The following is a 17,716-nucleotide window of genomic DNA, read 5'->3' as shown; positions in this document are numbered from 1 at the left end:
ATGAAGAGGTGGAGTGTGCCGGAGCCTGGTGCCATGCCAGGGTTGGTCGACGTCGCGCGCAAGTACGCGGCGGCGCTGACCGACACCAACGGAGTAACGCTCCCTCCCGCCGAGGTGGAGCGGATCCTGCTCGACTTCGCCGGCGAGGTCGCCGCGCGTCCTGAGGACGCGGGCGCCACGCGGCGGTTCACCGCGCTCTTCTCCTCCGCGCCGCTCGGCATCGCGCTCACCGACCCGGCCGGGAACGTCGTCGAGGCGAACGGCGCGCTGGCCCGGTTGCTCGGCACGTCCGCGGCCGCGTTGCGGGACAAGCACATCGCGGACCTCGCCGCCGGCCCGCAGGACGCCACCCGGCTGCGCACCGCGCTCGAAGGCCTGCCGCTCACCGCCGACGCGCGCCGGACCGTGCAGAGCGTGCAGCTCGGCCACAGCCGCGACGGCGAACTGACCACGAACGTCACGCTCGCGTCGCTGCCCGGCGACCGGCCGGGCACGTACTTCCCGGTGTTCATGGCCGCCGATGACGACGACCTGCACCTGCTCGGGGAACGGCTACGGCACCAGAACCTGCACGACCCGCTGACCGGGCTGCCCAACAGCGCCGCGTTCACCGCCCAGCTCGAACTCGCGCTCGGTTCGGGCGGCTCCTCCGAGATCGCCTTGCTGTACCTGGACATCGACGGGTTCAAGGTGATCAACGACGGGCTCGGCGCCGGCATGGGCGACCAGGTGCTGAAGGAGATCTCGCGGAAACTGAAGGCGGTGTTCGCCGGCAAGCACGAGGGCTACGTCGCGCGGCTGTCCGGCGACGGTTTCGCGGTGCTGCTGCGCGGCCCGGCGCTGACCGGGCAGGAGACGGTCCTGCTGGCCGACCAGGTGCTGGAGGAACTCAGCGAGCCGGTCTACGTCGACGGACACGGCATCGGCGTCAGCGCGAGCATCGGGATCGTCGTGCGCCCGGCGAACGAAGGCAGCCACGGCGACCTGCTGCGCGCGGCCGAACTGGCGCTGCACCGCGCCAAGGAAGCGGGCAAGGCGCAGTGGATGCTGTTCGACCCGCAGCTCGACGCACGGGACCGCAACCGCTACCAGCTCGGCGCGGTGATCGCCGGTGCGCTGGAGAACGGCGAGTTCTCGCTGATCTACCAGCCGACGGTCAAACTCGCGAAGCCGGACGAAATCGCCGCGGTGAACGCCGGACTGCTCTGGAGCCACCCCGAACGCGGCGAACTCGGGCCCGAGGAGTTCTACCCGCTCGCGCAGACCACCGGAATGACCGTGCCGCTCGGCAAATGGCTGCTGCAGGAATCGCTCGGCGCGACCGCGCGCTGGCGCGAACAGTACGGCCCCGCCGCGCCGGACGTGTGCATCCGCCTGCCGAAGCGCCTCGCCACCGACGAGGACCTGGTGCTGATGGTCAAGAACCAGCTCGACCGGCACCGCCTGCCCGCACGAGCGCTGCGGCTGTGCACCGACCGCGAGTCGATGTTCGACAGCGAGGGCGAACTGCTGGACTCGTTCAGCGTGCTCGCCGACCTCGGCGCGCAGCTCGTGCTCACGATCACCGGATCGTCCGACCTGGAACTCATCCCGCGCTACCAGCTCCCGGTGAAACACGTGATCCTGAGCGGTCCGGTCGTCGACGCCCTGGCCGACCCGAACCCGGCGGAGACTGACGTGCGGCACCTGTCGCAACTGGTCACGCGGGCCAAGGAACTGGGGCTGCGCATCGGCGCGGAGGGCGTGCGCGACCACGGTCATGCCGCACGCCTGCGGGAACAGGGCGTGCTGGCAGCGCGGGGTTCGTTCGTAGCGGAGTCCGCGACGGGCGACGAGGTCGACGAAATGATCGCCCGGCACGCCAGCTGACCCATCCGCCGCCCGCCCGGCGCCGAACCCCCGGGCACGACGACCTCTTTTCCGGAAGGACCCCTCCCCGATGCAGCCTGGCGACCTCGCCCCCGACTTCACCCTCCCCGATGACCAGGGCGTCGAACGCACCCTGTCCGCCCTGCTGGCCGACGGCCCGGTCGTGCTGTTCTTCTACCCGGCCGCGATGACGAGCGGCTGCACCGCCGAAAGCTGCCACTTCCGGGACCTCGCCGCGGAATTCGCCGAGGCGGGCGCGCAACGGGTCGGCATCAGCCCGGACGCGGTCGGCAAACAGCGCGAATTCTCGGCGAAGCACGGTTTCGACTATCCGCTGCTGTCCGATGTGGACGGCACGGTGGCGAAGCAGTTCGGCGTGTGGCGCAAAATCCTGCCCCTGCACACGAAACGCCAGACGTTCGTGATCGGCGAGGACCGGCGGGTGCTGGACGTGATCAAGAGCGAACTGAACTTCACGGCGCATGCGGATCGGGCGCTGAAAGTCCTTCGGGAGCGCGCGGACGCCTGACTACCCGGCGAACGTACGTGAGGGGAACCCTCCGGGAATCTGATTCCTTCAGGGTTCCCCTCACGGCTTTCGACAGAAGCCAACCGCAGACTCAAGCGGCCCGCTCAAGCCGCCACACCACATTTACCCCGCTGCAAGCCGACGGAAGCCGCCCCTCGGCCTTCTCCTCCCCCACTCGCGAAAACCCCAGCCGAGCCGGAACCGCGCCGCTGCGCGCATTCTCCGAATCGTGCTTGATCAGCACATACGCAGCGTCCAGCCGCCAGGCCAACGACACCAGCAAAGCGCTCGCCCGCGTCACATAACCCTTGCCAGTCTGGGACTTCGCGAGCCAGTACCCGATCTCCCACCCGTCCCCGCGCCGCATCAACCCGCAGCTGCCCGCCAGTTCGTCGTCCGGCGTGAAGATCGCGTAGTTGTACTCCTCGCCGCTCTCCCACTGCGCCGCCGCGCGGGCGAGGAACTCGTCCCCCTTGGCGGAGTCGTAACCGTCGATCGCCCAGGGCATCCAGGCGGCCAGGTGGTCCAGGGATCCCACGACGGTCTCCACCTGCGCGTCGCGATGGTCCGGGCGCCAGCGAACGAGGGTGATCACACCGTCGGCGAGAGTTTCCATGCGAGCCATCCTGACAGCAGAAACGGCGGCAGGCTCGCGAATTTCGCGAAGGCCGCCGCCGTTTCCCAAGAAAACGTCAGTTCACCACGATGTCCTGCGGCACCTCGGTGTCGTTCTTCAGCGCGTCGAACAGCTGCGCCGACTTCTTCTTGTCCCAGTGCTGCGCCGAAGCGTCGGTGATCGGCATCGTCGTGGTCGTGACGCCGTCGGAGGAAATGCCGCGCATGGCGATCGCCAGGCCGACCAGGTTGTGCACGTGGTCGCCGGTGTCCATGGTCAGCGCGTCCGGCGCGGAGCCCAGCAGCGGGAAGAAGTCGAACGGGTTCAGCAGCGTCCCCGGGCTCGCCACCTGGCTCACCAGCGCGCCGATGAACTTCCGCTGGTTCGCGACCCGGTCGAGGTCCGAGCGCGGCGTCGCGGAGGCGTGCCGCATCCGGACGAACCCGAGCGCCGACCGGCCGTCGAGCTTCTGGCAGCCCGCCTTGATGTCGATGCCGGTCATCGGGTCGCTCATGTCCTTGTCGATGCACATGTCGACGCCGCCGATCGCGTCGACGATGTTCGCGAAGCCGCCGAAGCCGATCTCCGCGTAGTGGTCCATGCGCAGCCCGGTGGCCTGTTCGACCGTCTGGACCAGCAGTTTCGGCCCGCCGAGGGCGAACGCCGCGTTGATCTTGCTCGTGCCGTGGCCGGGGATCTTCACCTGCGAGTCGCGCGGCAGGCTCAGCAGCGTCGGCTTCGTCGAGTTGTCCGGGAGGTGCGCGATCATGATCGTGTCGGTGCGCTGCCCGCCCGCCTCGCCGGTGTCGCCGGTGGCCAGCCGCTCCTCGTCCTCCGCGGTCAGGCCCTGGCGGCTGTCCGAGCCGACGATCAGCCAGTTCGTGCCCGACGCGGCGGCCGGGCGCCCGGAGTAGTCGCCGATCGCGTCCACCCGGTTGATGGAGAACTCGAGATACGCCCAGATCGCGCCGACGAACAGCACGAACACGATCAGCAGCGTCATCAGGATCTTGCCGATGCTCCACCGGCGGCGACGACGCGGCCGCGGCTGGCGGCCGCCGTGCTCCGGCGGGTCCTGCCTCGGCGGTCCGGGCGGCGGAGCGGGGGCCTCGCCGCGCGCGCCCATCGGCCGGGTGCGGGCGTCGTAGGGGCTCTGCCCTCTCCCCGGCAGCGGCAGCATCTGCGCCCGCTGCTGCTGCTGACGCGGGCGTGCGGGGGGCTGCGGTGGCCTGGGCGGCATCCGCCGCCTGCCGTCGTCGCCTCCGTACGTCATGGGCCTGTCTCCCCGATCCGGTGGGTGTGGCCGCGCAGGATCCTGCACGGTCCTCCTGCGGTGGACGTGCGGGACCCTACGCGGGTTGTTCCGGAAGGGGGAGGAGAGGTCAGCGCGGGTCGGCGAACCCGAACTGGTGGACCTTCAGGTGCCCCGACCGGAACCCGGCCTCGGAGTAGGCGAGGTAGAACTCCCACATCCGCCGGAACACGTCGTCGAACCCGAAGCCGCGGATGTCGTCCCAGCGCTGCTGGAAGCGGTCCCGCCACAGCTTGAGCGTGCGGGCGTAGTCCTGGCCGAACTCGCGCATCCCGGCCAGCTTCAGCCGGGTGTTCTCGCGCATCCCGTCCTCGATCGCCTGCACCGACGGGATGATGCCGCCGGGGAAGACGTACTTGTGGATCCACGTGTAGGACTTGGCCGAGGCCTCCATCCGGTCGTGGTCCATGGTGATCGCCTGCAGGCCGAACTGCCCGCCGGGGCGCAGGCGCTTGCCGATCGTGGAGAAGAACGTGGGCCAGTAGGACGCGCCGACCGCCTCGATCATCTCCACGCTGACCACCGAGTCGTACTCGCCGGTGGCCTCGCGGTAGTCGCACAGCCGCACGTCGACGCGGTCGGACAGGCCCGCCTCGGCGATCCGCGCGTCGGCGAGCACCTTCTGCTCCTGCGAGATGGTCAGCGACGTCACCTTCGCGCCGCGAGAGGCCGCGCGGATGGACAGCTCGCCCCATCCGGTGCCGATTTCCAGCACCTCGCTGCCTTTGCGCACGCCGGCGTAGTCGAGCACGCTGTCGAGCTTGCGGTGCTGCGCCTGGGTGAGCGTGTCCCCGGGCCCGAACAGCGCCGAGGAGTACATCATCGACTCGTCCAGGAACGCGCTGAACAGGTCGTTCGACAGGTCGTAGTGCCGGTGGATGTTCGACCGGGCGCCCTCGATCGTGTTCTCTTCCGCGGACGGCTGCATGCGCTCGGCGAACCGGCGGAACCGCTGCAGGAAGGGCGGCACGAGCGTGGCGAGCCGCTCGGCGAACGGCGTCAGCACGCCCGCCAGATCCTCCGCGGTCCAGTCGCCGACCAGGTACGCCTCGCCGAAGCCGATCTTCGCGTCGGCTCCGAGCCGGTGGAAGAACGCGGCGGGCCGGTGGATGCGCATCTCCGGCGCGTCCGGGCCGCCCGCGCCGAGCACCGTGCCGTCCGGGAACGTCACCCGCACGTCCAGCGTTTTCACCGCGTGCCGGAAGAGCGCCTCGGCCGCGCGCGCCCGCAGCGGCGAATGCGGCGGCGTGGCGAGACCGGGCCATCGGGATTCGTCGGGCACCGGCTGCGAGACCGCTGAGACCACTGTCGGATCGACTCGTGACGTGGACAAGACACTCCCTCCGAACGGGCTTTTCGAGCCCTTCCCCATGATATTCCCGCTTCGTCCCCGTCGCCCTCGCGACCGGGCCGCACCCTCCGGTTACCCCGGAATGCGCAGCCGGTCGCCGGAGGGGCGGGACCAGGCCTGACGAAGAGTCTCGTCCGTCTCGCCCACTCCGATCCGGTCCAGTGTGAAAGCACACATGAGCCGGGTCCAGACCGCGGGACGGCGGATCATCGAATGGCCCTCGCCGGCGATCTCGAACCGCGCGACCAGGTCGGTGACCTCGCGGGCGCGCGCGGCGAAGGCGTAGGACTCGGCGGGCGAGGTCATCCGGTCGCGGGTGCCGTGCGCGATCAGCACCGCGCGGCCCGCGACGGCGTCCACCGGCTCGCCCTGCGGCGTCCACGGGGCCATCGCGCACACCCCGGTCACCGCGGGATCGTCGGCGACGCGCAGCGCGACGCGGCCGCCCATGGAATGCCCGACGAGGACCACCGGGAGCCCCGGGTGGTCGGCGCGGATCCGTTCCAGGGCCCAGCGCGCGTCCGGCACCGGGCTTTCCGTCCGCCCGTTCCAGCCGTACAGCCGGTTCCGCATGAGCCGTACTTCCAGGCCGTGCCGCTTTCCGGCGCGGTGCAGCGAGCGGGCCAGCGGCACCATCCGCTGGTACGCCAGCCGCCACGGCTGGACGGCCGCGGTGCTGCGTTCGGCCCCGCCGTGCAGCACGAGCGCCACCGCGCGGGTCTGCCCGGGGGCCCGCCACACCCGCACAGCCGGATCCGTCCGGCCGTTCCGCCGTTTCCCGTTCACCGGCACCCCCGTTTCGATCAACTCCACGGTAATCCACCACGAAGCGTGTCCACCCGATAGATTCGGTGCCCGGACCCGCGAGGAAGGGCAGGTGTGGTGAGCGCCACGGATCTCGTGAAGAACACTTCGGACCAGCTTGCGGCGGCCGCGGAGGCCAACGCCGCGCACGTGTCCGCCGCCGCCGACCTGCTGCTGGGGGTGATCCGGGCCGACGCGCTGGTCTTCACCGCGGGCGCCGGGCACTCGCTCGCGGCGGTCGCCGAGACGTTCTACCGCGCGGGCGGGCTCGCCTGCGTGTATCCCGTGTACCACCCGGAACTGCTGCCGCTGCACGGCGCGCAGCAGAGCACGCGCACCGAGCGCCGTTCCGGCCTCGCCGAAGAGGTCTTGGCCGAACGCGCACCGGGACCGGACGACGTGCTGGTCGTGTTCTCCACGTCCGGCGTGAATCCGTACCCGGTCGAACTGGCCGCAGGCGCACGCCGCCGCGGCGCCTCGGTGATCGCCGTGACGTCGCGAGCCTGCGTGGCTGCGGCACCGCGCCGGTCCGCCACGACGCTGGTCGAGGAAGGCACCGTGGTGCTGGATTCGCTGGTGATTCCCGGCGATGCCAGCTATCCCGCCTCCGCGCCGCGCACCGGTCCACTGTCCACTGTGGTCAATGCGTTTTTGTGGAACCTGATCCTGGCCGAGGTTTACGACCGCGGCACCGCCGAAGGGCTCGACGTTCCGCTGTGGCGCAGCTCCAATGTGGAGGGTGGGGACGCGGCGAACGCGGCGCTGCTGGCCAAGTACGAACCCCGGGTGCCCGCGCTGCGCTGACCCACGCGCCCAATGCGGCATTGGGTGCAGGTGACGCACCGAATGCCACATTGGGTGCGTCGGACGCACCCAATGTGGCATTGGGGCGTTCTCAGTAGCGCGGTGTGCGTTGGGTTCGCGGCAGCGGTGCTCGTCCGGACCCTGCGGAGCACCGACCTACGGCGACCCGCCGAGCAGCCCGCTCCCGCTGAACGTACGTGAGGGGAACCCTGAGGGAATCAGATTCCCTCAGGGTTCCCCTCACGTACGTCGGCGGGAGCGGGGAAGCTACGCGGTTGGGCCGATGCTACGCATCGCCCCAACGACGCCGCGCCAACGAGAAACCCCCACCGGGGCGTTCGGGTCAGGCCGCGGCTGGTTCCTCCGCGAACTGCGTGTGGTACAGCTCCGCGTACCGCCCCTCGGCAGCCAGCAGTTCGTCGTGCGTGCCGCGTTCCACGATGTTCCCGTTTTCCACCACCAGGATCAGATCCGCCGCCCGCACGGTCGACAGCCGGTGCGCGATCACCAGCGACGTCCGGCCTTCCAGCGCACCGGTGAGCGCTTCGCCCACCGCGGCCTCGGATTCCGAGTCCAGGTGCGCGGTCGCCTCGTCCAGCACCACGACCTTCGGCTGCGCCAGCAGCAAGCGCGCGATGGTCAGCCGCTGCCGTTCGCCGCCGGAGAGGCGGTAGCCGCGTTCGCCGACGGTCGTGTCCAGTCCGTCCGGCAGCGAATGCACCAGATCGCCCAGCCGCGCCTTTTCGAGCGCGGCCCAGATCTCGTCGTCCGCGACGCCAGGGCGCGCGTAGCTCAGGTTGGCCCGGATCGTGTCGTGGAACAGGTGCCCGTCCTGGGTCACCACGCCGACGGTTTCGCGCAGCGAAGCGAAACTCAGGTCCTTGACGTCCACATCGGACAGCCGGACCGAACCGGCGTCCACGTCGTACAGCCGCGGCAGCAGCGAAGCGATCGTCGACTTGCCCGCACCGGACGAACCGACCAGCGCGACCATCTGCCCGGCTTCGGCGCGGAAGCTGATGCCGTGCAGCACCTCTTCGCCGCCCCGGCTGTCCAAAGTGGCCACGTCCTCCAGCGAGGCGAGCGAGAACTTGTCCGCCGCCGGGTATCCGAACTTCACGTCGGAGAACTCGACCGAAACCCCACCCTCGGGCAGCTTCTTCGGCTCCGCCGGTTCCTTGATCATCGGCTCCAGGTCCAGCACCTCGAAGACCCGCTCGAACGACACCAGCGCGGTCATCACGTCCACGCGCACGTTCGCGAGCGCGGTCAGCGGCGTGTACAGCCGGGTCAGCAGCAGCGCCAGCGCGACCACGGTGCCCGGTTCGAGCTTGCCGGTGAGCGCCAGGTAGCCGCCGAGTCCGTAGACGAGCGCCTGCGCGAGCGCGGACACGAGCGTCAGGCTGGTCATGAACCAGCGCGTCAGCATCGCGGTGCGGACGCCGATGTCGCGGACCCGTCCGGCGCGGAGGCCGAAGTCGGCGACCTCCTGGCGCGGCCGTCCGAAGAGCTTCACCAGCGTGGCGCCCGGCGCGGAGAACCGTTCGGTCATCTGCGTGGTCATCCCGGCGTTGAGCTGCGCGGCCTCGCGCTGCAGCCCGGCCATGCGGCGGCCCAGCCTGCGGGCGGGCAGCACGAAAATCGGCAACAGGACCAGTGCGACGAGCGTGACCTGCCACGAAAGCGACACCATCACCACCAGCGACAGCACCAGCTGGATCACATTGGTGACCAAACCGGACAAAGTCGCCGTGAACGTGCGCTGCGCGCCGATCACGTCGTTGTTGAGCCTGCTGACCAGCGCACCGGTGCGGGTGCGGGTGAAGAACGCGATCGGCAGCTTCTGCACGTGCTCGAACACCGCCACGCGCAGGTCGTAGATGATGCCCTCGCCGATCCGCGACGACTGCCAGCGTTCCGCGAGACCGAACCCGGCGTCGAGGATCGCGAGCGCCGCGATCACCACCGACAGCCAGATGACCACGTTCAGCTCGTGCCCGCCCACGATCGCGTCGACGACCTTGCCCGCGAGCACCGGCGTCGTCACGGCGAGCACCGCCGAGATCACGGTGAGCACCAGGAAGGCCAGCAGCCGCTTCCAGTGCGGCCGGGCGAACCGCGCGACCCGGCGGACCGTGCCTCGGGTCAGCGCTTTCGGCGCGTCGCCCGCCCGCATCGCGGAGCTCAGCAGCGCCCAGGTGTTGTCCATCGGAGTGTCCCCCAGCTCGTGAAAACCTCTAGATTAGTTGAACTTTTTTCCGGAGATGCCCTGCACAACACCGGGACGCCCGGCATTCTTCCCGATGTCCGTGGAGGACTCTCCGGGGACTCGGATTCCGATCACGGACCTCGGGCCGGTGCGGGCCACGGGCGGTGGGATCCGGCGCGGCCCGGCTCGGTAGCCTGGCGTTTCGGGGTCGGCGAGCCGGGGAGGAAACGCGGGTGCAACTGCTGATGGCCCCTGCGCGTGCCGGGGAAGCCCATCCCGTGCGCGTCGCCGCCTGGGATCTCGTCTTCTATCTCGGCTGCTTCGCCTTCGCGCTCGGCACCGCGCTCGCTTCGGAGTTCTACGGCTATCGGATCTGGGGCAATTTCGCCGTCGCCGGATACGGATTGGCCGCCGCGCACAGCGCCTGGCTGACGATTTCCGCGCGCCGCGTAATGCAAACTAACGGCAAATTCGGGTCGCGCTGGATCGGTATCGGCGCGGTTGTCGTGCTCGCGATGTGCGCGCCGCTGGTGACGCTCGTGATCCGGCGGCTGACCGGAACGGACTGGCTGATCACCCCGTTCTCCTGGGCCGCGCAGCCGGAGGTGTGGGTGATCGAACGCAGCGCGGACCTGTTGCTGCGGAACGGAACCCCGTACATCGACATCACCGCGCTCCACCGCGCACCGGAAGTGAACGACTACACGCCGTACGGCCCGGTGATGACCGTTTTCGGGCTCCCGCGCGCGTTGTTCGGCGGCAGTCCGGTCCTCAATGCACTGACCGACGCGCGGTGGATGTTCGCGCTGGCCGCGGTGCTCTGCGCGTACGCGTCCTGGCGGCTGCTGAACCGGCCCCGGATCCCGGTTTTCGCCGCACAGCTCGCGATCGCCTGTCCGCTGACCGCGCTGACCTGGGCGGTCGCCGGACCGGACCTCGCGATCGTGGGCCTGCTCGTGCTGACGTTCGCGCTGGCCGCTTCGGGGCGTCCAGGATGGACCGGGTTCGTGCTGGCGCTGGTGATCAGCGCGAAACTCATCGTCGCGCCCGCCGCCGCAGTGCTCGCGGTCTTCGTTTGGCAGCGGGCTCGCGGCGGAAATCCTTGGGCGGCAACGGGTCGCTTCGCGGGCGCGCTGGCCGCGGCGACGATCGCGCTGCATCTGCCGGTGTATCTGGCGAACCCGGCGGCGTTCACCGAGCACGTGATCCGCTTCCCGCTCGGCATGGGCGCGGTCCGCTCCCCCGCGGCGAGCCCGCTGCCCGGGCATCTGATCGCGCAGGCCGGACCGGCCGGCACCGTGATTTCCCTGGTGCTGGTGGGTGTCGCGGCGGTGGCGATGCTGATCTGGCTGGCGCGCCGGCCCCCCGCGACGGGATCCGCTGCACTGACGCGAACCGCCGTCGGACTCGGCGCGTTGATCCTGCTTACTCCGGCCACCCGGTACGGCTACCTCGTGTACCCGCTGGTACTCCTCGGCGCCGCGCTGACCTTCCGGACGACCTCTCCGACCGTGCGCCCCCCGCGCAGCGGCCGCGCTGACGCTACTTCTTCTTGACTCGCGTGGCCCCGCCGCGCCCCCGCAGCTGGACCCCGGACTCCGACAGCACCCGGTGGACGAACCCGTAGGACCGTCCGGTGGATTCGGCCAGAGCCCGGATGCTCGAGCCCTTCTCGTATTTCTTCTTCAGGTCAGCGGCCAGCTTGTCGCGCGTGTTGCCGGTGATCCGCGCGCCTTTCTTGAGATCAGCCACGTCGATCGCCTTCCCGCCGAGTGGTTGTTCCGGGCCATTCACGGCCCCTGCCGGGGCAATGATCGAACACTACGCGCCGGATTGCCAGACGACAGCCGTAAAACGATCGAAACCGCGATCACATTGGGCCATTCCAGTGCTTTGCCCGACACGGTCAGCACCCGAACGGACGCACTCGGTCAGGCAAGCTGGACAAGTTCCAGATAATCCGCCGACCAGTGGTCCTCGGTTCCGTCCGGAAGCAGGATCACGCGCTCGGGTTCGAGTGCCTCGACCGCGCCCGGGTCGTGCGTCACCAGCACGACCGCGCCGGCGAAGCTGCGCAGCGCGTCGAGAACCTGTGCGCGGCTGGCCGGGTCCAGGTTGTTCGTCGGTTCGTCGAGCAGCAGCACATTGGCTTGGCTGGACACGAGTCCAGCGAGCGCGAGCCGGGTCTTCTCGCCGCCGGACAGGGTTCCGGCGGGCTGGTCGAGCTGTTCGCCGGTGAACAGGAACGAGCCGAGCAGGTTCCGCAGCTCCTGCGCGCCGGTGTCCGGTGCGAGATGGCGGATGTTTTCCCACACCGACGCGTCGTGGTCGAGCGTTTCGTGTTCCTGTGCGTAATAGCCCAAACGCAATCCGTGACCCGGTTCGACGGATCCGGTGTCCGGGGTTTCCATTCCGCCGAGCAGCCGGAGCAATGTCGTCTTTCCGGCGCCGTTCAATCCGAGCACGACGACCTTCGAGCCGCGGTCGATCGCCAGATCGACGCCGGTGAAGATCTCGAGCGAACCGTACGACTTGGACAGCCCGTCGGCGGTCAGCGGCGTGCGCCCGCACGAGGCCGGGTCCGGGAACTTGATCCGGGCGACCTTGTCCGCCTGGCGCGTCTCGTCGAGCGAGGACAGCATCTGCTCCGCACGCCGGGCCATGTTCTTGGCCGCGACGGCCTTGGTCGCCTTCGCGCCGAGCTTCGCGGCCTGCGCCTGCAGCGCGGACGCCTTCTTCTCGGCGTTCGCGCGCTCGCGGCGGCGGCGCTTCTCGTCGGTGGCGCGCGCGTCGAGGTAGCGCTGCCAGCTCATGTTGTAGATGTCGATCTCGCCGCGCGTCGCGTCGAGGAACCAGACCTTGTTCACGACGTCGCCGAGCAGTTCGACGTCGTGGCTGATCACCACGAGCCCGCCGTCGTGCTGCTTGAGGAAGCCGCGCAGCCAGTTGATCGAGTCGGCGTCGAGGTGGTTGGTCGGCTCGTCCAGCAGCAGGATCGTCTCGGACTTGCCGCCCGCGCCCGCCTCGGCGGCGGCGAACAGGATCCGCGCCAGCTCGACGCGACGGCGCTGACCGCCCGACAGCGTGCTGAGCGTCTGCGACAGGATGCGGTCGGCGAGGCCGAGGTTCGAGCAGATTCGCGCCGCTTCGCTCTCCGCGGCGTACCCGCCGAGCGAGGAGAACCGCTCTTCGAGCCGCGCGTAGCGGTTGATCGCCTTGTCCCGCTGCTTGTCGTCGACCAGCTCTGACATCGAGGTCTGCGCCTTTTCCATGTCGCGCAGCAGGGTGTCGAGCCCGCGCGCGGACAGCACGCGGTCCTTCGCGGTGACCGACAGGTCGCCCTCGCGCGGGTCCTGCGGCAGATAGCCGAGTTCGCCGCTGCGCCGGACGTCGCCGGCGTGCGGTTCGCCCTCGCCCGCGAGGACCTTCAGCGAGGTGGTCTTGCCCGCGCCGTTGCGGCCGACGAGGCCGATGCGGTCGCCGGACTGGATGCGGAGGGTGGCGCCGTCGAGCAGGATGCGCGAACCGGCGCGCAGCTCAAGGCCAGTGGCCGTGATCAAGAGAACTCCCGGATACGGGGGCGGTCAGGTGGACGTGCTGGAGCGCCCCGGCACCGCGTGCGATGCGGGGCGGGCGGCTACTCTCTCTGGATCCGCACCAATGCCCTGTTGACCACGAACCCAGTGTACGGGTCGGCGTCGAACGGTTTTCGCGGCCGTGTCCGGATTCACTCGGGTCCCGGTGTTCGATCCCTCACCACCAGGTGGACGGCACGCGCTCGCTGTGCTGCTTCGGCCAGCACCTCATAGCCGGGCTCGGGAATCTCCAGCACCCGCGGCTCCGCCCGGTCGAACAACTCGGCGAGCCGTCTGTCGGAGCGCAGTCCGTCGAGCGCGCGACGGTCTCCGCCGAGCACCACAGCGTCCACTTCGGACAGTCGAGGCAGTAGAACCTCGTACGCGTCCTGGGCGGCTGAGCGGAGCGCGGCCCGCGTCTGGCCTTCGCGGCGGCGGGCGAAGCGTTGCTGCGACCAGCCGCCCGCCGCGGTTCGGCCTTGCACGTGGTGGCGATCGGTTCGGGAGAGGACTACGCGGCCGTCGTAGGCAAGTCCGAGGGAGTGTCCGCCTTTTCGGACCAGCAGCAGCGCGATCAGTCGCGGTGTCTGCACGTGGCGAAGCAACGGTTCGACGGCCAGCCCGGAGTATTCGCCTCGCTCGCTCAACGGTCCAAACGGGACAGTCGCGGTAGCTGTGGTGCCGTTCTCGGCGGTGACTTGCACGTGCGTCGCGGCGAGAACGGTCGTACGCACGCCGTGGTTGCGTTCGGCGAAGCGCGCGAACCAGCCGTCGAGCCGTTCGGGCGGGACTTCCACCGCCCGTCCGCCGCCTGCGACCTGCCGTGCCATGCCGGAAACGGTACGGGGCCGCCGCGCGGTGCGACGGCCCCGCATCGCTTAGGCCAGCTGAGGCCGCACCGGCCCGGTGGTCACCGTCTTGTGCACGTCCGCCGGATGCCCGGCCGAGACGTACCCGTTGACGTGCAGCGAAACGCTGCGGATCGAACCGGTGTCGCCGCCGGTGGTGTCGACGACCTTGAGCGTCCACGTGCCGTCCGCCGAAGCGCCGAGCTGGCTCTGCGCCGCGACCGGCCGGTAGGTGCCGGTGTACGGCGCGTCCCCGGACCCGGTCGAGCTGAACAGCTTGGTCGCGGAATCGTCGAAGACCACCTGGCAGAGGTTGTTCCCGCTGCCGCCGCCCTTCTGGAACAGCGTCGCCGTCGCGCCGGAAGGCGAGGTCAGCGTGCCGACCAGGTCGTTGACGTAGGTGTGGTCGATGCCGACCGTGGTCGCTTTCTCCGCCGTGGTGCAGGTGGCGCCGTCGATCGAGAGCGACACCTTCGACGCGGGACCGACGCCGCTCACCACGAGCGGGACCGACGCGCCGAGCGGCGAGTTGTCCGGGATCGCGACCGCCGGACCGGCGTAGGCGAACGCCTGCGAAACCGGCGACGGCGTGCCGACCGGCAGCGAGAACGTGCTGGTGCGCGGCGAGTACGAGCCCGCGAAAGTCACCTTCGCGGTGAGCACCACCGGCGAGCCGAGCTGCTGGCTTGCCGGAACCGTGACGGTGAAGTCGTTGATTCCGGTCTGTCCCGGGCTGATCGTGCCGTACGACTTCGCCCTCGGCTCGATCGTGACGCCCTGGGTCGGCGAAGTGAGCACAACGCTCGTGGAGACTGCGGTGCCGTCGCCGGTGTTCTTCACCGGAAGCGTGACAGTCGCGGTGTCACCGGGGTTGAGCGTGCTGCCGCCGCTGGGTCCGCGGACCGTCGGCTGTCCCGCTTCCGCGTACGGCTGCGGGCTGGCTCCGGTGTACGCGAGCACCTTGTCCGCCAGCAGCACTCCGGCCCCGGTGAGGTTGTCCGTGCCGGGTGCTTCGATGTCCACCGCGGTCTTGAGGAACGCCTCGCGAATGCCCGAAGAGGACAGTCCGGGATTGCCGGACAGCACCAGGCTCGCGATCGCGGCCGCGTGCGGTGCGGCCGCCGAGGTGCCGAAGAACGGGTCGAACCCGCTCACCGAGGTGTGCACGCCGTCCGCCGCGGTAATTTCCGGCTTCTGCCGGACCTCTCCCCCGGTCGACGACACGTCGCCCGGCGTGATCGGCGTTCCGTTGGCTTCGTAGAACATGCGCCGCGGACCGTCCGAACTGAACCGTTCCGCCTTGCTGGCCGCGGAATACGCCGCCGGATACGGTCCGGTCGGGTTCGCCGGGTCGCCCGGTTCGAGCGGCCGCCCGAACGCCGCCTCGGCCGGTGCCGCAGCGACCGCGAACGCCTTGCGCGCCGCGGCGTGGCCCACGACCGCACCCGGCGTGGAGTACGCCTTGAGCCCGTCCGCGGAATCGCGGAACCGGCTGCCGAACGCGGTCAGCGAGAGATACCGGCTCGCCCCGGAGAACTTCACCACGGCGAGCCGCAGCCCGGTGCCGCCGAACAGCGGGGTCGCCAGCTGCTCGTACGGGTCCTGGGTGCCGTTCTGGACGTCCTGGCTGAAGCTCACGACGTTGCCGCGCGCGTCGAGGAGGTAGAGGTCGTAGTCGTCCGAGGCCGCGCCGATCGGGTCGGACCAGTGCAGCGTCACCGGGATGCTCGCCGACGACGCGTCCGAGATCGGTTCGTACACCTGCTTTCCGGCTGCGCCCGCGAAGTTGTGCGCGGTGCCGGCGAACTTGCCGATCGAGACTCCCGAATCGACGAAGTCGCCTTCCCAGTGCGCTGCGGTGCCGTCGGCGACGTTGCCTTCATTGCCCGCGGAGGAGAAATAAAGCGCGCCGTCGGCCGTCACGTCGTTCACCGCTTGCGCGATGATCCAGTCCTGGAACGGGGATTCCTTGAAGTAAATGACGTCGTCGACGATGACGTCGCAATGTGCTTCAAAACGGAGCTTGCGGATATTGTCGGCGAAACTCGCGTCAGAGGTGAATGCTGTCGCGAAACCAAGCTTCGCGTTCGGCGCGAGGTCGTGGATGATCTCCAGCATCGCGGTGCCCTCGTCGCCGCTGCCGGCCTGTCCAGTCAGGACATCGACCGCCGGAAGCTCGCCCTTGGTGCGGGAAACCTCCAGGGAATCGACGCCGTCGGACAGCGCGCACGCCTTCACGCCAGTTCCGGTCACGCCGAACTGCTGACGCGCCGTGTCCGCGTTGTGCGCCCGGTCGCCCGCGCTGACCACCTGCGTTTTGGTCCCGATCGCTTCCTTGAGCTGCCGGTCGATCCGATCGGCCTTCTGCTGCTTGGTTTCCGTGCCGTTCTTGTTTTCCCGCTGCCGCGCCGTCATCGCCTGATCCGCGGTTTCGACGTGCTTCACGTCGCCGCGCTTCGCGATCTCCGGCAATGCGGCCAACGGCACGTCGGCCCGGATGCTCGCCGCCGTGCTCGACACCGCACGCACCTCGGCCCCGGCCTTGCGCAGGTCGTTGACGAGCCCGTCGCTGACCTTCGTGACCCGGATGTCGACCAGTGCCTTGTCGGCGGTCTTGCCGATTCCGGGCAACGCGGCCGCGCTCAGGCTCCGCGTGCGCATCTTCTCCTGGACGAGCAGTTTGCTGTCTATTTTGGACTCAGTCGCGGTCTGTCCTGCTTTCACCGCTTGCAATGCGGCGATCTGACTTTTCGCAGTGGAGTCCACAGTAGACTCCTGCGCATCGGCCAAGGGCGGTGTCACCAGCCCGGCGGCAAGCACCGCCGCGGCGACCACGCCCGTCCGTCTTCTTATCGAGGCTCCAGGTGAACGGGTACGACGCACGTGCGCCCTCCGATCTCGCACCGCGTGCCCCGACTCACGCTGGCCAACGCCGGTGATCACCGGCTGGATCCAGCTAAGTACCACTTCTGTCCGGGAAAAACGGCCGTTGGAGTGACGTTGGTGAGGCAATATCCGTTGCCCGCCGGACGTCGTAGGCCGTTCGGCGGAGCTGCTGCCGCCTCGGTTGTCCTGGCGAGGCTTTACTGGACAGCGGATTCACCGCTCGTGCAGTTCGATGCGGTGGTCGGCGAACACTTCCGCGACCGCCTCCACGAACGCATCGCCCAAGGTTCGGCGGGATTCCGCCGCGGCGTTCCAGACCACCGGATAGGGCGGAGTTGAAGCGGGTTCGCTGCGGAGACAGTCGTCGAGTGCGTCCAAGTTGCTGCCGAAGTAACCTCCCGGCCCGTTCGCCGCCTCGCCGAGGGCGCAATAGAACGAGTCCTCGGAGGACAAGCCCTGCCCGTCGATGACGATGTCGCCCGTGTTGTAGCGCATCGCGCGCTTCCCGGAGGTGAACCACGCGTTTTGCACGACGTGCAGCCAGTCGCCGTGCTGGGCCGCGGGATAACGCGTCCACTCGCCCGGCAGGATCGAGCCGCGGCGCCATCGCGACCAGATCGCCTGCGCGTGCGGATAAGGCCAACCGTCGGGACACGAAACTTCGAGGCGCACCGATCCGTCCGGCATCCGGACAAGGTTCTTCGGCCGCAATTCCAGGCGGCCGAACCAGTAGTGGCCGATAGCCTTGCCAGCGCCGTCGACCACCTCGATTTCCGCGTCCTCGACAGTCACCGGTATCGCCTCAGCCGCGCCGACCACGTTTTCGAGAGTTACCAGCCCAGCAGCCCGGCCCTCGCTGAGGAAGCCGGACATCGATTCGAAGGCCAGCGCAAACCCCGGACGGTCCGCTTCG

The 17,716-nt window shown here is 69.4% G+C and carries 14 protein-coding genes and 1 pseudogene; 4 read left to right on the top strand and 11 right to left on the bottom strand.

All coding sequences use genetic code 11. The annotated features are described in order from the left end of the window. Window positions 1-33 precede the first annotated feature (33 nt). Both WA670_RS18700 and WA670_RS18695 read left to right on the top strand, forming a co-directional pair. Window positions 34-1,869 (top strand): diguanylate cyclase domain-containing protein, encoded by a 1,836-nt coding sequence (locus WA670_RS18700; RefSeq protein ID WP_336158359.1) that lies wholly within the window; start codon window positions 34-36, stop codon window positions 1,867-1,869. Between the two features lie 70 nt (window positions 1,870-1,939). Continuing rightward, window positions 1,940-2,398 (top strand): peroxiredoxin, encoded by a 459-nt coding sequence (locus WA670_RS18695; RefSeq protein ID WP_037814731.1) that lies wholly within the window; start codon window positions 1,940-1,942, stop codon window positions 2,396-2,398. 91 nt (window positions 2,399-2,489) lie between these two features. Here WA670_RS18695 and WA670_RS18690 read toward each other — a convergent pair whose 3' ends face one another. From WA670_RS18690 to WA670_RS18675, 4 genes are all read right to left on the bottom strand, one after another. After that, complete coding sequence (locus WA670_RS18690; RefSeq protein WP_238607363.1) at window positions 2,490-3,014, bottom strand: GNAT family N-acetyltransferase; 525 nt, start codon at window positions 3,012-3,014, stop codon at window positions 2,490-2,492. 76 nt (window positions 3,015-3,090) lie between these two features. Then, window positions 3,091-4,287, bottom strand: a complete 1,197-nt coding sequence (locus WA670_RS18685; RefSeq protein ID WP_043833270.1) for an LCP family protein — start codon at window positions 4,285-4,287, stop codon at window positions 3,091-3,093. Between the two features lie 109 nt (window positions 4,288-4,396). Further along, entirely contained in the window at window positions 4,397-5,659 is a 1,263-nt protein-coding gene (locus WA670_RS18680; protein ID WP_051729088.1) for an SAM-dependent methyltransferase, read from the bottom strand. Between the two features lie 90 nt (window positions 5,660-5,749). Beyond that, the gene (locus WA670_RS18675) at window positions 5,750-6,490 is read right to left on the bottom strand and encodes an alpha/beta hydrolase (RefSeq protein ID WP_240691373.1); all 741 of its coding nucleotides are present in this window, start codon (window positions 6,488-6,490) and stop codon (window positions 5,750-5,752) included. Window positions 6,491-6,556: 66 nt separating this feature from the next. On the opposite strand from WA670_RS18675, the gene WA670_RS18670 reads away from it, so the two are divergent. Then, complete coding sequence (locus WA670_RS18670) at window positions 6,557-7,285, top strand: SIS domain-containing protein (RefSeq protein WP_037814721.1); 729 nt, start codon at window positions 6,557-6,559, stop codon at window positions 7,283-7,285. Window positions 7,286-7,628: 343 nt separating this feature from the next. On the opposite strand, the gene WA670_RS18665 is transcribed toward WA670_RS18670, so the two are convergent. Beyond that, a complete protein-coding gene (locus WA670_RS18665) occupies window positions 7,629-9,494 on the bottom strand; it encodes an ABC transporter ATP-binding protein (protein ID WP_238607364.1) in 1,866 nt (621 codons plus the stop codon). Between the two features lie 245 nt (window positions 9,495-9,739). Here WA670_RS18665 and WA670_RS18660 point away from each other — a divergent pair, with 245 nt between their 5' ends. Beyond that, complete coding sequence (locus tag WA670_RS18660) at window positions 9,740-11,050, top strand: glycosyltransferase 87 family protein (RefSeq protein ID WP_238607365.1); 1,311 nt, start codon at window positions 9,740-9,742, stop codon at window positions 11,048-11,050. Here WA670_RS18660 and WA670_RS18655 read toward each other — a convergent pair. The 6 genes and pseudogenes from WA670_RS18655 to WA670_RS18635 all read right to left on the bottom strand — a co-directional run bounded on the left by WA670_RS18655 (window position 11,037) and on the right by WA670_RS18635 (window position 17,676). Then, window positions 11,037-11,246: a helix-turn-helix domain-containing protein gene (locus tag WA670_RS18655; RefSeq protein WP_003071237.1), complete on the bottom strand. Its 210-nt coding sequence runs from the start codon at window positions 11,244-11,246 to the stop codon at window positions 11,037-11,039. The two genes, WA670_RS18660 and WA670_RS18655, sit on opposite strands and share 14 nt — an antisense overlap. A gap of 179 nt (window positions 11,247-11,425) precedes the next feature. Next, window positions 11,426-12,361 (bottom strand): ABC-F family ATP-binding cassette domain-containing protein, encoded by a 936-nt coding sequence (locus tag WA670_RS45205; RefSeq protein ID WP_370318245.1) that lies wholly within the window; start codon window positions 12,359-12,361, stop codon window positions 11,426-11,428. 114 nt (window positions 12,362-12,475) lie between these two features. After that, a pseudogene (locus tag WA670_RS45200) lies at window positions 12,476-13,063 on the bottom strand (ATP-binding cassette domain-containing protein); the annotation flags it as partial. 158 nt (window positions 13,064-13,221) lie between these two features. Then, a complete protein-coding gene (locus tag WA670_RS18645; RefSeq protein WP_275293909.1) occupies window positions 13,222-13,899 on the bottom strand; it encodes an acVLRF1 family peptidyl-tRNA hydrolase in 678 nt (225 codons plus the stop codon). A gap of 48 nt (window positions 13,900-13,947) precedes the next feature. Further along, complete coding sequence (locus WA670_RS18640) at window positions 13,948-16,752, bottom strand: S8 family serine peptidase (protein ID WP_442893105.1); 2,805 nt, start codon at window positions 16,750-16,752, stop codon at window positions 13,948-13,950. A gap of 264 nt (window positions 16,753-17,016) precedes the next feature. After that, the gene (locus tag WA670_RS18635; protein ID WP_336158358.1) at window positions 17,017-17,676 is read right to left on the bottom strand and encodes a barstar family protein; all 660 of its coding nucleotides are present in this window, start codon (window positions 17,674-17,676) and stop codon (window positions 17,017-17,019) included. Window positions 17,677-17,716: the final 40 nt, after the last annotated feature.

Origin of the sequence: Amycolatopsis sp. VC5-11 (genome assembly GCF_037034185.1) — a bacterium.
GTDB classification, from domain to species: domain Bacteria; phylum Actinomycetota; class Actinomycetes; order Mycobacteriales; family Pseudonocardiaceae; genus Amycolatopsis; species Amycolatopsis nivea.
This window is presented reverse-complemented; position numbering and strand designations above follow the sequence as displayed.